General features: G+C 55.2%; 15 protein-coding genes. 3 read left to right on the top strand and 12 right to left on the bottom strand.

The window, feature by feature from the left end:
• Positions 1-115: 115 nt before the first annotated feature.
• The 9 genes from DQX05_RS23765 to liaF form a co-directional block, all read right to left on the bottom strand.
• Positions 116-583 carry a DUF2062 domain-containing protein gene (locus tag DQX05_RS23765; RefSeq protein ID WP_259392193.1) on the bottom strand — a complete coding sequence of 156 codons (468 nt, stop codon included), beginning with the start codon at positions 581-583 and terminating at the stop codon, positions 116-118.
• 50 nt (positions 584-633) lie between these two features.
• Complete coding sequence (locus DQX05_RS23760) at positions 634-1,584, bottom strand: 4-hydroxy-3-methylbut-2-enyl diphosphate reductase (protein WP_119795857.1); 951 nt, start codon at positions 1,582-1,584, stop codon at positions 634-636.
• Between the two features lie 48 nt (positions 1,585-1,632).
• Positions 1,633-3,111 carry a sensor histidine kinase gene (locus DQX05_RS23755; RefSeq protein ID WP_119795856.1) on the bottom strand — a complete coding sequence of 493 codons (1,479 nt, stop codon included), beginning with the start codon at positions 3,109-3,111 and terminating at the stop codon, positions 1,633-1,635.
• Entirely contained in the window at positions 3,111-3,800 is a 690-nt protein-coding gene (locus tag DQX05_RS23750) for a response regulator transcription factor (protein ID WP_119795855.1), read from the bottom strand. The genes DQX05_RS23755 and DQX05_RS23750 overlap by 1 nt, the downstream gene beginning before the upstream one ends.
• Before the next feature lie 173 nt (positions 3,801-3,973).
• Positions 3,974-5,614, bottom strand: a complete 1,641-nt coding sequence (locus DQX05_RS23745) for a S1C family serine protease (RefSeq protein ID WP_119795854.1) — start codon at positions 5,612-5,614, stop codon at positions 3,974-3,976.
• Positions 5,615-5,858: 244 nt separating this feature from the next.
• Positions 5,859-6,275 (bottom strand): YugN family protein, encoded by a 417-nt coding sequence (locus DQX05_RS23740; protein WP_119795853.1) that lies wholly within the window; start codon positions 6,273-6,275, stop codon positions 5,859-5,861.
• A 36-nt stretch (positions 6,276-6,311) separates the two neighbouring features.
• Positions 6,312-6,965, bottom strand: coding sequence for a response regulator (locus tag DQX05_RS23735; RefSeq protein WP_182914883.1), 654 nt, complete (start codon positions 6,963-6,965; stop codon positions 6,312-6,314).
• Between the two features lie 14 nt (positions 6,966-6,979).
• A complete protein-coding gene (locus DQX05_RS23730; protein ID WP_119795851.1) occupies positions 6,980-8,107 on the bottom strand; it encodes a HAMP domain-containing sensor histidine kinase in 1,128 nt (375 codons plus the stop codon).
• 3 nt (positions 8,108-8,110) lie between these two features.
• A complete protein-coding gene (gene liaF / locus DQX05_RS23725) occupies positions 8,111-9,076 on the bottom strand; it encodes a cell wall-active antibiotics response protein LiaF (RefSeq protein WP_119795850.1) in 966 nt (321 codons plus the stop codon).
• A 297-nt stretch (positions 9,077-9,373) separates the two neighbouring features.
• Between liaF and DQX05_RS23720 the strand changes: the two genes are divergently transcribed.
• The 3 genes from DQX05_RS23720 to DQX05_RS23710 are packed head-to-tail and all read left to right on the top strand — an operon-like array spanning position 9,374 to position 11,253.
• Positions 9,374-9,754, top strand: a complete 381-nt coding sequence (locus DQX05_RS23720) for a GntR family transcriptional regulator (RefSeq protein ID WP_119795849.1) — start codon at positions 9,374-9,376, stop codon at positions 9,752-9,754.
• Entirely contained in the window at positions 9,751-10,608 is an 858-nt protein-coding gene (locus tag DQX05_RS23715) for an ABC transporter ATP-binding protein (protein WP_119795848.1), read from the top strand. Before DQX05_RS23720 ends, DQX05_RS23715 begins: the two co-directional genes overlap by 4 nt.
• A complete protein-coding gene (locus tag DQX05_RS23710) occupies positions 10,609-11,253 on the top strand; it encodes an ABC-2 transporter permease (protein ID WP_119795847.1) in 645 nt (214 codons plus the stop codon). It begins immediately after the preceding gene.
• 91 nt (positions 11,254-11,344) lie between these two features.
• On the opposite strand, the gene DQX05_RS23705 is transcribed toward DQX05_RS23710, so the two are convergent.
• From DQX05_RS23705 to DQX05_RS23695, 3 genes are all read right to left on the bottom strand, one after another.
• Positions 11,345-11,626 (bottom strand): hypothetical protein, encoded by a 282-nt coding sequence (locus DQX05_RS23705; protein ID WP_119795846.1) that lies wholly within the window; start codon positions 11,624-11,626, stop codon positions 11,345-11,347.
• A 111-nt stretch (positions 11,627-11,737) separates the two neighbouring features.
• Positions 11,738-12,652, bottom strand: a complete 915-nt coding sequence (locus tag DQX05_RS32940; protein ID WP_119795845.1) for a 3D domain-containing protein — start codon at positions 12,650-12,652, stop codon at positions 11,738-11,740.
• 117 nt (positions 12,653-12,769) lie between these two features.
• A complete protein-coding gene (locus DQX05_RS23695; protein WP_119795844.1) occupies positions 12,770-13,939 on the bottom strand; it encodes an FtsW/RodA/SpoVE family cell cycle protein in 1,170 nt (389 codons plus the stop codon).
• Between the last annotated feature and the right edge of the window lie 31 nt (positions 13,940-13,970).

Raw genomic sequence — 13,970 nt, 5'->3', positions numbered from 1 at the left:
CCTCCCGCGACCGGACTCTCACCGGCTAGATGATGCGTGCTTCGCTGGGCACGCGGAAATAGAAAAAAGCCCTTTTCTGTCCGAGCCGTTCGGCCGGTAAGAAAAGGGCTCCTCCTTATCCGTGAGCGTGGCCATGACGGTGGCGGCGCTTCTGCCGGCGCCGCTCCTGCACGGTCAGCAGGATCTGCTTCATTGGAATGTACAGCAGAAGCGCCAGCACCACACCGTCAATCATACCGCCAACAATCAGATTCATATTGATGGTCAGTAGCCGGTTCAACCAGTCCGGCAGCGCGGCCGCATGAACCGTCCAATGCATGGGCAGAATCCAATGCCCTACCCGCTCATTGACGACAGCGACTGGAATATAGATCAGCTTTCCGAAGACGAAGCCGATCAGAGCGGCGGCCAGCCGCCCCCTCATCATATATACCAAAGGGAAGATGAGGAAGAACGCCAGCCCTGCCGTCGGAAGGGTGACCATTTCAACGGCCAGTCCGATACAGAAGCCTCTCGCAACCTGTCCGGCGGCGCCGCGCGTTCGAACCAACTTCAGGAACTGGTACTTCAACCATCTTCTCACAATATTCCTTCTCTCGAAATGTATCGTCGATCCGTTGATTGCCGATCCTGTTATGACTTCGACTTCTCGCGGACGACCGGAAGCAGCCTCTTCATGTTCACGGTCCGCTTCAATTCCCATGTCTCCGGATCGTTCTCGTCATACTGCTCCAAATAAGCGACGACTTCCTTCGTAATCGGCGTCGGCGTTGAAGCGCCGGAGGTCACGCCGACGAGCCCGACCCCATCGAGCCATTCCCGCTTCAATTCCGACAGATCGGAAATGCGGAAGGCTCTCACGCCGGCGATCTCCTCCGACACCTGGGCCAGCCGGTTCGAGTTGTTGCTTCGCGGATCGCCCACTACGATGACGAGGTCGCAGCCTGCGGCCTGCTCGGCTACCGCCGCCTGTCTCTCCTGCGTCGCCATGCAGATCTCGTTATGAATCTCTGCTGTCGGGAATCGGGCGATAAGCCGATTCATAATATGCTTGATATCCCACTGGCTCATCGTCGTCTGATTCGTTATGACGAGACGATCCGTGCCTACCTTGAGATCCGCGATCTCCGCTTCCGTCTCGATGAGATGCACCTTATCCGGAGCCACACCGATGGCACCCTCCGGTTCAGGATGCCCCTTTTTGCCAATATAAATAATCTCGTAGCCTTCGGCCGTCTTCTCCCGAATCAGATCATGGGTGCGCGTGACATCGGGACATGTCGCATCCACGGTGGTCAGCCCCTTCTCCCGTGCCTGCTTCCGCACTTCCGGAGATACGCCGTGCGCCGTAAAGATCACCGTCCCGGAATCAATCTGATCCAGAATATCCAAGCGGTTCGCCCCATCGAGCGTAATAATGCCTTCGTCCTCGAACGCATCCGTTACGTGACGGTTATGAACGATCATCCCTAATATATATATCGGACGGGGCAAATCCAGATTGCGCGCCGTCTGTTGAGCCAGCACCATCGCATCCACGACGCCATAGCAATAGCCGCGCGGTGTAATTTTCTTGACTTCCATCGGTACACCTGCCTCCTCATTATACTGCGCCTGACATCGGCCCCTCTATTATACCGGATAATCTCCGCTTCCGTCGACCGTAGCCAGCGGCAGCCACACGATGAACGATGTTCCTTCGCCCGGCTTCGTGACGACCTCGACCGAACCCCGGTGCTCATCGATAATCCATTTGGCAATCGCCAGCCCCAGTCCGGTGCCCGATGTGACGCCGCGCGACACGTCTGCGCGATAAAAGCGCTCGAAGATGTACGGCACTTCCTTCTCATTCATGCCAATCCCCGTATCGTCCACTTTCAGGCCGATCTGATTGTCCTGACGCAGCGCTGTAAGGCGGACCTTCCCTTCCTGGGTATATTTGAATGCATTCTCAATGAAAATGAACAACATCTGCTGCAAATAATCTTTGTTGCCGTACACGTACAAATCTTCCAGCACATCGATATTGCCCAGCTCCCATTCGGCTTTGCGCGGCAGGAACTGCGCCCGGCGCACGACCTCCTCGACCATCGGCTTCAGCTCGACCAGCACCTTGCTCATCACATAGCCGGCATCGGCACGGGCGAGCGACAGCAAATCATTCACGAGATGGCTCATGCGCTGCGACTCGTCCGCGATGTCGCGCAGCGCCTCAAGCGACATCAGTTCCCGCTCGCTCTGGCTCATCTGGTTCGGCTCCTGCTGCTGCATCCACATTTTCTGAAGCAGATCGACATTGCCGCGAATCGTCGTCAGCGGCGTCCGCAGCTCATGGGACGCATCGGATACGAACCGGCGCTGAGCCCGATACGCCTCGTCCAATTCGTTATAGAATGTCTCCATCCGGCCCAGCATGCTATTGATCCGGTCGGTGAGCTGCCCAACCTCATCGTCGGGAGGACCTTCGCGCGGAATGCGGACGCTCAGGTCGGCCCCCTTCTGAATCCGGTCGGTGGCCCGGATAATATTCTCGATCGGCCGGAGCGATTTCTGCGCCAGGAACAGGCCGAGCGAGAAGGCGAGCACGATCGTCACCATCGACGCGATGATAAGGATGCTGCGCAGCTCTTTGGTGAACAGGGCTTCGAGCCCGGTGAAGGCAAATACCTGGAAGGCGCCCTCAACCTGGTCAGCTAGCATGATCGCATTTTCATAGACGAGAAATTCATAGCCGTTGACTACAATTTTGCGGTAGCCTTCGTTGATCTGCGACGCCTTCTGCGGCATCGGTATATTGAGACCGAGCTCCGAACTGAGCTCCTTCAGATTCGGCGACATGCGCGGCGTTTTGTTGCGGAAGCTCACAATCTGAATGTACAGCTCGGCATCTTCCAGCCGCTTCACGTCGGATTTGGGGACATCGAAGTAGAAGCCATTCTCCAGATCGATTGTCGGCAGCACCTTCAACTGGTTGACCTGTGCCTGGATGCGGGACTTAATATGCGCGTATGTGTTGTAGTCGACAAAGGTGTAGATGGCAATTCCGAATAAGAACAGTGTAAACGCGAGCAGGACGGAATACCATACCGTAAGCCGCAGCCGAATCGACATTAATGATCTCCTCTCAAGACGTAGCCCGTTCCCCGAATAGTCTGAATGATACGCTTGCCTCCATGCTCTTCCGTCTTCTGGCGCAGCATGGCGATATACACCTCAAGCACATTCGATTCTCCGCTGTAGTCATAGCCCCATATTTTCTCCATAATGACGTCGCGCGGCAGCACCCGCTTCGGATTCTGCATGAACAGATGGAGCAGCTCGAACTCCTTCGCCGTCAGCTCGATCGGCTTGCCGTCGCGAACCACTTCGCGGGTATGCAGATCAAGCACGACATCCTCGAACGTCAGGCGATGCGTCCCGCCCTCGCCCTCCGTCCGGCGGCGCAGCAGAGCGCGCACACGAGCCAGCAGTTCCTCCAGCGCGAACGGCTTAACGAGATAATCGTCCGCTCCGAGATCGAGCCCGTGCACGCGGTCCTGTACCTCGTCCTTCGCGGTCAGCATCAGCACCGGCACGCTGCTGCCCGCTTCCCGCAGCCTGCGGCACACCTCCCAGCCGTCCACCTCGGGCATCATCACATCAAGGATCAGCAAATCGGGCTCGCGAATCATCATCTCGCGCAAGCCCTCGCTGCCATTCGTCGCCGTCCGGACCTCATATCCTTCGAACACCAAGCCACGCCTCAGCATGGACGTAATTTTCTCATCGTCATCCACGACCATAATCGTCGAACGCGTCATTATACCAGCCCCTCTTCACCCCGTAAAATTGATCCTTCTCTTCTTTGCTTCTTCCTTACTGCCATCCGCCGCCCGAATAGCGAAAAGGAAGCCAAGAACGGCGCAGGCCGTCCTATGCTTCCTCTCCCGCTGCGCCCGGGCCGCAGCCCCCGGATTCGTCATAAGCCGACGGCTTATGGCTGTTGTTGCTGCGACTCATTCTGCTTGTCGAACTTGTTCCGGTCGCCGAGCTTAATCTTCAATTCCATCTCTTTGCCGTTGCGCACAACCTGCATCGTGACGGTATCGTCAACCTTCTTCTTCTGTATCGCTTCGATCAATTCCTCTTTGGTCGCGTACTTCGTGCCGTCCATACCTACAATAATATCATAGGCGCGCAAATCCGCCTCATAGGCCGGCGATCCGAACATGATATTGAGCACGAGCGAGCCTTCCACATTTTTGATGCCCATTTCCTGCGCAATATCGCTGGTCATCGTCTGCAGCGTAGCGCCAATGAACGGAACCGGCTCCTTCGGTATTTCGCGGTTCGCCTTCAGGTCGTCAACGACATTCTTGATCACATTGGATGGGATCGCGAATCCGATGCCTTGCGCCTGCTTGCTCACCGCGACGTTCATGCCAATGACCTCGCCCTTCATATTCAAGAGCGGTCCGCCCGAGTTGCCGGGATTGATCGACGCGTCAGTCTGCAGCAAATGCTCATATTCGCGGGCGCTTCCGTTGTCATCAACATTGATCGAGCGCTCGCGGGCGCTCAGCACGCCGGTCGTAACGGTATGGTCGAAGCCGGACGGGTTCCCGATCGCGACGACCTGCTCCCCGACCTGCGCTGCGTCTGAATCGCCCAGCGGCACCGTAGGAAAATCGCCTTCGCCCTCAATCTTAATAACTGCCAGGTCCAGATCCTCGCTCTGGCCGAGCAGCGTCCCCTTGAGCGGCTTCTTGTAGCCTTCCACCGTAACCTGGATGACTTCCGCCCCGGAGATAACATGCTGGTTCGTCAAAATATAGCCCGACTTATCGAAGATGAAGCCGGTCCCGATGCCAAGCGGCTGCAGCTGCTGGCTCTGACTCGAGCTATTGTTCCCGCTGCCGCCGTAGGAATCGCCGAAGAACTGGCGGAAGAACGGATCATTCATCCAAGGGTTGTTGCCATAGCCGTTCTGCGTGCTCGCGCGGGCCAACGTCTCAATTTTGACCACCGCCGGACTCGTCTTACTCACCACCTCCGGCACGCTGCTGGCGCCGTTCGGGAACGGAGCCGGCGTCCCGTTGGTCACGACCGCGCTCTCCGACGTGCTGGCCGTGCTCGCCAGTTCCTGTCTTCCCGTGAACAGATTGGTGGTATCCGCAGCATACATCAAGCCGGTGATGACCAGCATCCCTGCGAGGAAGGAAGCGAACATCGCGCGGAAAGAAGTGCCCCGCTTGCGCTTCGGCTCCTTGAACTGCCAATTGCCCTGCGGCGGCTGGGGAGGCATGTTGCCTCCCCCTCCTCCGGAATGGAAGCTGGAGCCCGGTCCTTGACCGGTCGCTTTGGAGAATGGCATCGGCTTGATAGGAGCAGGAGGCGTAACCTCTACTTCACTCACCTTGCCGGATGTCTCCGTTGTTGTGCTGCCTTCGGAATGCTTGACAGACTGATAAGGGCCGTAAGCGAAATAATAAGCGCCGGCATCCTCCGGCTTATGCGCCTTGGCATCGTCCGCTTGCGCGACGTCTTGCGCGCTTCGGGTCTCATCCGATGCTGTTGTATAAGAATCCGAATCGGAGTCGGATGTAAAAAATAATTTGCGGCCTTGTTCGTCCATAGTTCTTACCTCCCAATAAGCTGATCTTCACTCGAAGCAACAAGCGTTCTAGTGTGTGAATGATATATTTATATATTGTACCATCAACCTTAAACTCAGCTTAAAAAGACTATAAAACCCAATAAAAAGATAATGCCCCGGCGGCAAGCGGCCGCTTGTGCGCACCCAGCTGCACGCATGGCCGGATATGGACGCAAAAAACAGGCCCATGGACCTGTTTTACGATTCGAAAGGGCCGGCGCCGCTAACTCATCCGCCCCAATACATTTTCTGCTTCATCAAGCTTCGCCCGCGCCCGGTGCAATTCGGCCGGAGACAGCGAAGCGTCCGGATTGGATGGCGCCTGGAATTGATTCACGACGGCGCCGAACAGTTGCACGCCCGCATCCGGATCAGTACCGACCCGGTACTCGTGCTTCAGCACGAACGGCCGCTTCATCTGGACGAAGACCGATTCGTTGGCTTCCCCGTCGAATGGACCATTCACCGCCGTGAACGGAAGACGGAGCCACAAGGTGCGCTCCTCGTTCAATGCGCAATCGAAGCTGCCTCCTTCATAATTCCAATTGCCGGAGACGGCGAAGCCGATCGGCTCCAACACGCGCACCAGTTCATCGGTGCCGAACTTGCGGCCGACGAACTTCCCTTCCAACTGCTGCATGGCATGCAACCTCCTTCCTCCTTAGTGTGGACGAAGTCAGTCGCTTTTAACCCAGCCTTTGCGGTGCGCATGGACGGCGAGCTGCGTCCGATCCTGCACCTCGCATTTCATGAGCAGATTGGACACATGCGTCTTAACCGTCTTGATGCTAATGTGAAGCTCTTCGGCGATGTCCTTATTCGTCTTCCCGTCGGCGATAAGCAGCAGCACTTCCCGCTCCCGCTCGGTCAACGCCTCATCATCCGACTGCGACGCCTGCTTGCGCAAGCCGCGGGTGAGCGCCTGCGACACCTCTCCGCTCATCACCGGCATGCCGCGCAAGGCGCCCCGGAGGGCGTAGACCAACTCCTCGGCGGATACGGTCTTCAGCACATAACTGATGGCCCCGGCCTGAATCGCTTCGAAGACTTGATTGTCCTCCATGAAGCTCGTCAGCATGACGATTTTCAGATCCGGGTAGCGGCGCGTCAATTCCCGCGTCGCCTCGACGCCGTTCATGTCCGGCATCATCAGATCCATCAGGACGAGATCGGGCAGCCGCTCTCCCCGCTCTGCCCGGGCCGAGATGGAATGGATCGCTTCAAGCCCGCCACTGGCTTCCCCGATGACTTCAATATCCGGATCCAGCATCAAATACGTCTTCAATCCCATTCGGACCATCTCGTGGTCATCCACAAGAAATACGGTCATCACCGTCTGTTCCACTATGACATCCCTCCGTCTCCGTCCCGCTCAACCTGCTCCGGGGCGCTTCCCCTCTTCAATCCGGCACTTGGCGAGGCTGTCTCCTCCGCCTCTTCTTCGCGAAATAACGGGATATGAACGCGAATCGTCGTTCCCGCGCCGGGCTGACTGATGACATCCAGATTGCCGCCCAGTTTGTCTACCCGTTCCTTCATCGTCGTCAGCCCGTAGCTTCCGGTCTTATAGGCCGCGCCCTGCAGATCGAAGCCCTGGCCGTCATCCGCGATGGCCAATATGAGCTGCGCCGGCGTCGCGTGCATCGTAAGGGTAACCTGCGTCGCGCGCGCATGCTTGACGACATTGGCCATCGCCTCCTGGATCATCAGGAAGCTCTGATGCTCGATCGCCTCGGACAGCTTGATGTTCATGTCGATATCGAACTTGCCCTGAAGGCCGTTCTGCCGGCAGTAGTCGGGGAACCAGTGATCGAGCGCCTCTTGGAGCGTGCGCCCATCCAGCTCCAACGGGCGGAGCTGGGCAATCAGGCTGCGCATTTGCCGCTGGGCGATATGCGACATCTGGATCAGTTGGTTGACCACCATTTCCGCCCGCTTCATATCCCGTTCCATTACTTTGGGCAGAGAAGAAGAGGCCATATGCAGCGCGAACAGCTGCTGGCTGACCGTATCATGCAGATCTCTGGCCAGCCTGCGCCGCTCTTCCAGCACAACCGCCTCGCATTCCTTCTCCCGATCCATCACCTGCTGCTCCGACATCTTCTGCAGCAGGCGCAGCTTCTTCTCCATCGCGTCGACCATCGTATTGAAGTCTTCATAGAGCTGATCGAAGGAGGCCTCATCGCCGAGCGGAATCCGCTCCGACCAATTGCCCTTGATCACCTGCATCATGCTCAGATGCAGCACGTCAAGGCGGCGCTGCAGCCGGACGCCGGCGACATAGCCCATAATGAGTGACACGACGATGACCGTGCTGATGCCGAACAGCCACCAGTTCATGCCGTGGTACCATGCGCCGCCGTACACAATGCCAATCCAGAAGACGCTCATAATAAGGCCGCCGGAGATAAGGAAGGTAAGGAGAAGCTCCCATTTGACGCTCCGGGAGCGGCGAACCCAATTCATCAGCATCCGTTATCCTACCCTTGTCACCTTCACATCACCGATGAACGTATTGACGATGATGCGAATTTTTTTGCCAGCCTCATAGAAATATGGAGTCTCCATCTGAACGCTGCTCATAAATCCGTCCTTCTTCTGGTCGAAGATTTTGACATCGCCCAAAAAGGAGCTCGATGTTACGATAACCCCCAAATCCATATCGTTCGGAACGAAGACCTTCACGTCCCCGATGAAGGAAGAGACCGTAATCTTCGTCTCTCCGTATGGAACCTGTGCCTTCGTCAAGTCAATGAACGTATCGCCGATGAAATGAGAGAGATTCGTCGGCTTCAGTTCCCAATAATCGCTACCTAGATGCGTATCACCGATGAACGCCGATTTGTTAAGCGTATCGCGCTTCAGACCGCCTGACATTCCCCCCATCGGAGGCGGCGGCGGAACCGACCCGGCGAAGGAGCCCGATTGACCATGGAAATCACCCTTCTTCGGCTCTTTTTTCGTATAATTCGTGCCGAATTGCTCATCGAACTTGCTGTCGAAATCATAGTCCTTCGGCGGCGGTGGCGGTGGCGGCGGGGCCTGCGTATGGGCATCGTATCCCCAATCGTCCTCCTTCCAGTCCTTCCGGCGATGACGCTCCCGGTCAGGCCGCGGATAATCCCGCTTCTTGAACAGCATCCATACCCCGCCCACGATAAGGGCCAGCGGGAACAGCATTTTGAAGAAATCGCCCGGCGACATATAAATGTATCCCAGATTCGACAACAGGAAGTAGCCGCCGACGCCAAGCAGAATGACTCCCCAGAAGGCGCCATGCAGGAGCGAATTCAAGCCAATGACGATCAGAATGGCCGGCCAGAAGGTGCGGAACAGCTCCCCGATACTTATATCGATGTAGCCTAACTGGCTAAGCATAAAGAAAGCACCGAGCGCGATGAGCACCAGACCGCCGAACCATCGTCCACGATTATGTTGCATGTTTCATCCCTCGCTTCTATACCAAATGCGGCACAAGCTCATGCCGCTTCATGTATCTCTAGTGTAAGCGATGACTCGTCCGGGCGCCAGCGGCGTGAGGTTGAAATCGTCCTCGGTCTCCAGACCGAGGGGCTGGAATCTGATTCCACATATTCGAACAAAGCCTGTTCCGTCCTCCGTCAGCATAGCCGTGGCAGTTGGAGTCACGCAGGGGATGTGCGTTGTGATTGACAATCATGTAATTCATGTATATGATGTGTATGTTAGACATGCACAGTTGATATTAATGGAGGCCCCATGAAAATTATTATTTCCAACGTGTCCGATCCGCCGATTTATCAGCAAATCAAGGACCAGATCAAGGATGCCATCCTGTACGGCGAGCTGGAGGAAGGCGAATTACTCCCCTCCATTCGGGCGCTGGCCAACGATCTGCATGTGAGCGTGCTGACGACGCGGAGAGTGTATGATGAACTGGAGTCCGAAGGATTTATTACAACCAGGCCGGGCAAAGGCTCCTTTGTTGCGAAGGAGAACCTGGAGCTCTTGCTGGAATCGAAGCGGCATATGGTTGAAGTCAAGCTGACAGAAGCATGGACCACCGCCCGCGCGCTCGGAATCAGCAAGGAAGAACTCGTGGCCATGATGGAGATACTTTTCGAGGAGGAAGACCAATGAATTCAATTCTGGATGTCACAGGGCTTCACAAGCAAATGGGCTCATTCCGCCTGGAGGATATCAGCTTCTCTCTGCAGGAAGGCTGCATCACCGGGCTGGTTGGCATTAACGGGGCAGGCAAGACGACGACGATCAAGTCGATCCTCGGCTTGGTGCCGGCAGATGCCGGGGGCATCGCCCTATTCGGCAAGGACATAGCCAGCCATGAGCAGGAGCTGAAAAACCGGATCGGCATCGTGATGGATGAAGGCTACTTTTATGAAGATTTGACTTTGCAGGAAATGAAGAGCATCATCGCGCCGGCCTATTCCCAATGGGATGAGGCCGCATTCAAGCAATACATGTCACGCTTCAACCTGCAGCCCGGCCAAAAAATATCGACCTTATCGAAAGGAATGCGCATGAAATATGCTGTTGCCTTGGCGCTCTCCCATCATGCCGAGCTGTTGATTATGGATGAGCCTACCAGCGGCCTGGACCCATTGGTGCGAAGCGAGCTGATGGACATCCTGCTCGACTTTATGCAATCAGGCGGAAAATCCGTCTTCTTCTCCACCCATATCACGTCAGACCTGGACAAAGTGGCCGATGCGCTCATTTTCATGGATAAGGGCAGAATCAGATTCATGGAGGATAAGGACGCTTTGCTGGATTCGCATGCGGTCGTGAAGGGGGACAAAGCTGCACTGGACGAGGAGACGAGGGCTTTCTTTTTGAGCCTGGACGAGACCCATTACGGCTTTACGGGCCTGACCGGCAATAAAATGGCCGTGCGCCAAAAAATGAACAATGTGCTTATTGAACGTCCAACGATCGAAGATGTGATGCTTGGTTACTTAAAGGAGGCAAAATAGATGCTGCTTCATCTTGTGAAAAAAGATTTTCTCCTGGCAAAAAAGCATTTGGCCTTCATGCTGGCGGTCGCCTTTGTACTGCCGGCTTTTATTTCCTCGAAGCTTCCTGTGTCCAGCAGCTTTTTAGCGTTTTTTATTACCTGGCTTTATTTTGTGTACCTGCTCTTCAACACCGTGTCGATGATGGAATATAAATTTAAGGGCGCTTCCTTGCTTTGCGCTACCCCCTATACTCGTCAAGCTTTGGTAAAAGCAAAATATTTGTTCATTTGCGTGCTCTTTGCCGGATGCTACTTGATTTATACGATAATGGCCCTGATACTGCCCTCGAAGCTCGAATTATTGTCCGCGGCTTCGTTCGCCGGATCGTTTCTGTTCTTTTCCCTTATCTTCGGGATTCTGCTGCCGTTCCAATATCATTTCGGTTACGAGAAATCCAAATATGTATTTATGATTTTTGTCTTTCTCACGCCGTTTGTGTCGCCGTTCCTCGCTCGGATGGCACATGATTCCCGCTTCAGTCTGAGCTTTGATCTTCCTCTTCCATCTGCCGTGCAGGCCTGGCTTCCCGCACTGCTCGGATTGTTGATTGGATGGATGTCGATGCGCCTGTCGATCACCATCTATTCGCGACAAAACCTGTGATGACTTGGATGCAAATAAAGACCGCCTCAGCGGCGGTCCTTGCATCTCTTAATAACAGGGGACGATCCAGGCGCCCTCCATGGCAGCGCAATTACAGTTGTTCTGGCTGTCTTTTGGAGACACGGTTCGCTTGCGGCTTGTTCAGAGCGCTTGCAGCGCCTTCCGAATCAACCGCAAATTCCGTATCCGCAGCTTCGTTGCCTGCTGCAAATTCCGTGTTCGCAGCTGCGTTGTTAGCTGCCAATCCGCCCGTTACAGCAGCCGCGTTTCTTGCTGCGACTCCCGTATCTGCAGCTGTGTTTTCTGCTGCAAATTCAGCGTCAACATATTTCGAATTCGCCGGGGACATTCTGTTCGCTTTGTTGTTTTTCATCGCATTTCACCTCCTGGAGTGTTCGCCATCGTTGGCGAGCATGTCAAGGAAACGTCGTTTCCCACGACAAGTAGTATGCGATGGTCCGCCCCGCTTTATTCGCTTAGCAGACTACTGCAGCGATTTAGGAATCGAGCCGGTTTTGAAGACAGCCTCGTTCAATTGATTCAGCATATCCTCCGACACCTTGCCGCTGCCTTCCTGGATAAGCTGAACTTCCACTTCTTTCTTGCCCCACTGCTTATATACCTGCTTCGTTGTATGGAAATACAAGTCGATTTTATTTCCTTTAATTTTCGAACCGATATCCGTCACGATGCCGTAGCCGTAGCCGGGAATATACAAGATGCTGCCCAGCGGGAAGACGGACAGATCGGCGGCGATCGTGGACACGTAATCTCTTCGCACCTTCACGCCGGAATAGGTGATTCCGTATTCCGGATGGCCCGGTTTTTTCCCGGTCGATTCCACCCCTGCTGTATAGCCTGTGGCCATGACCTTCACGCTCTTGATCACCTGCTGCTTCCCCGGTGCCAGATTGATGTCGGAATACGACGTCGAGGAAGTCGGAACCGCCTTGCGCGGCTCGTTCGGCGCAGCTTGGTCCGAACGGGCGGGCGAAGCGACATATACGATCGGAATCGGCGAAAACTGCTCGCTCCTTGCATGGTATGCCCCGAGCGCGGTGAATCGGTTCCAGTCCATCGAAGCTGAACCGTTCATCATCGACGGAAGAACTGCAAACCCATTCCAAGTGTCCTGCGGAAGGGTTGAGCCCCCCCATGCCAGCGCAGACGCGGGCAATCTTCCCTGCATGGCGGCAGACATCGGCCCTTGCGCCATCATATCCGCATAGCGGTACAGATAGGCATCGGCCGCTCCTCGGTCTGGTGCACACGCAATGGCAAGCGCACCCAGTAGAAGAATGGCTGCCAGCCGAAGCCGCGAGCGTTTGGCGCGATTGCCGGTTGACTGCATCATCGAACGTTCTGTCCAATTTTGTTCCTTGTTCATTCCTGTCAACATATGGTTACCCCTCCCTTAGTGGGAAGGATGTCCACGGATGATTTATTTTATGCACCATCGACAAAAAAAGAACACCCTCCGCAAGGAAGGCGTTCTTTCGACATCAGCAGCGCAACTCTATTTATGCCCCAATAGGGGAGGTTCAGCAGGCAAATGGCCGCCAACATCCAGGATCACGTCATCCTTATGAATATGGACGCTCAGCACCAGCCCGATTGACACCATATTCACCAACAATGAGCTGCCGCCGTAGCTAATGAACGGCAGCGACAGGCCGGTTAACGGAACCAGGCCAATGTGCATGCCGATATTGACGAAAATTTGAAAGACCAGCATTCCGGCAAGTCCGATAACGAGATAGGAGCCTGCCAGGTCGCGGCTCTCGCGTGCGATAAGCGTCATACGGTAGATAAGAAGAAAATAAAGCAGCAGCAGCGCCGAGGACCCTAAAAAGCCATATTTCTCTCCAATGACGACATAAATGGAATCCGAATACGCGTACGGAATGTAGCCGCGCTCGATATAGAATCCCGAATCGCCTCGCAATCCGCCCGAGCCAATCGCATGCATGGCATTGTTGACATGCCAAGATTTATCGGGATCGCTGGCCGGATCGAGGAAGGTCTGAATCCTCGACATTTGATGCGGCTTGACCAGCTTGGCCAGCAAATCGTGATCCGCGTAATACAACCAGCATATCGTCGCGATCGCCACCGCAATCGTGCCAAGCAGCACTACCATATAGGAGGTGCGAATGTTGCCCATCCATAGCATGGCGAGCAGGACGCCGACGAAGACAAGCGCCGTGCCGAGATCGGGCTGCTTCATAATGATGAACGTCGGGACGAAGAACACGGCCCCGATCGGCAGCAGATCCGGTACAAGACGGAGCGTCCGGCCCGACCGCTTATGCAGCAGATCGGCAGCCACCAGTACCGCGGCTATTTTACATAACTCGGAAGGCTGAAGCTGGAAGCTGCCGATACTTAGCCACCGCACCGCTCCGTTGATATTCTCTCCAACGAACATCACGAGCAGCAGGAGAGCAAGTCCGATTCCGTATAACACGTAGGCTACGACGCCCATAAGGATGGTATAATCGAACACCGCAACAATCAGGGTCGGAATCGTGAATACGGCGAACAAGACGATATTGTTCACATATAAGCCGTCCAGCTTGGTGCCGGTCGTAGCTCCATGCACGGCTATCGTCCCAATGACAATGAGCGCGAGCATGAGCATGACGATCGGTCTATCCATTTTTTTCAGCTTGCGAATATAAATCATATCCACCTCTTGCCATTCAATAAGTTAAAGC

The sequence above is a fragment of the Paenibacillus thiaminolyticus genome, from assembly GCF_003591545.1.
GTDB classification, from domain to species: domain Bacteria; phylum Bacillota; class Bacilli; order Paenibacillales; family Paenibacillaceae; genus Paenibacillus_B; species Paenibacillus_B thiaminolyticus_A.
This window is presented reverse-complemented; position numbering and strand designations above follow the sequence as displayed.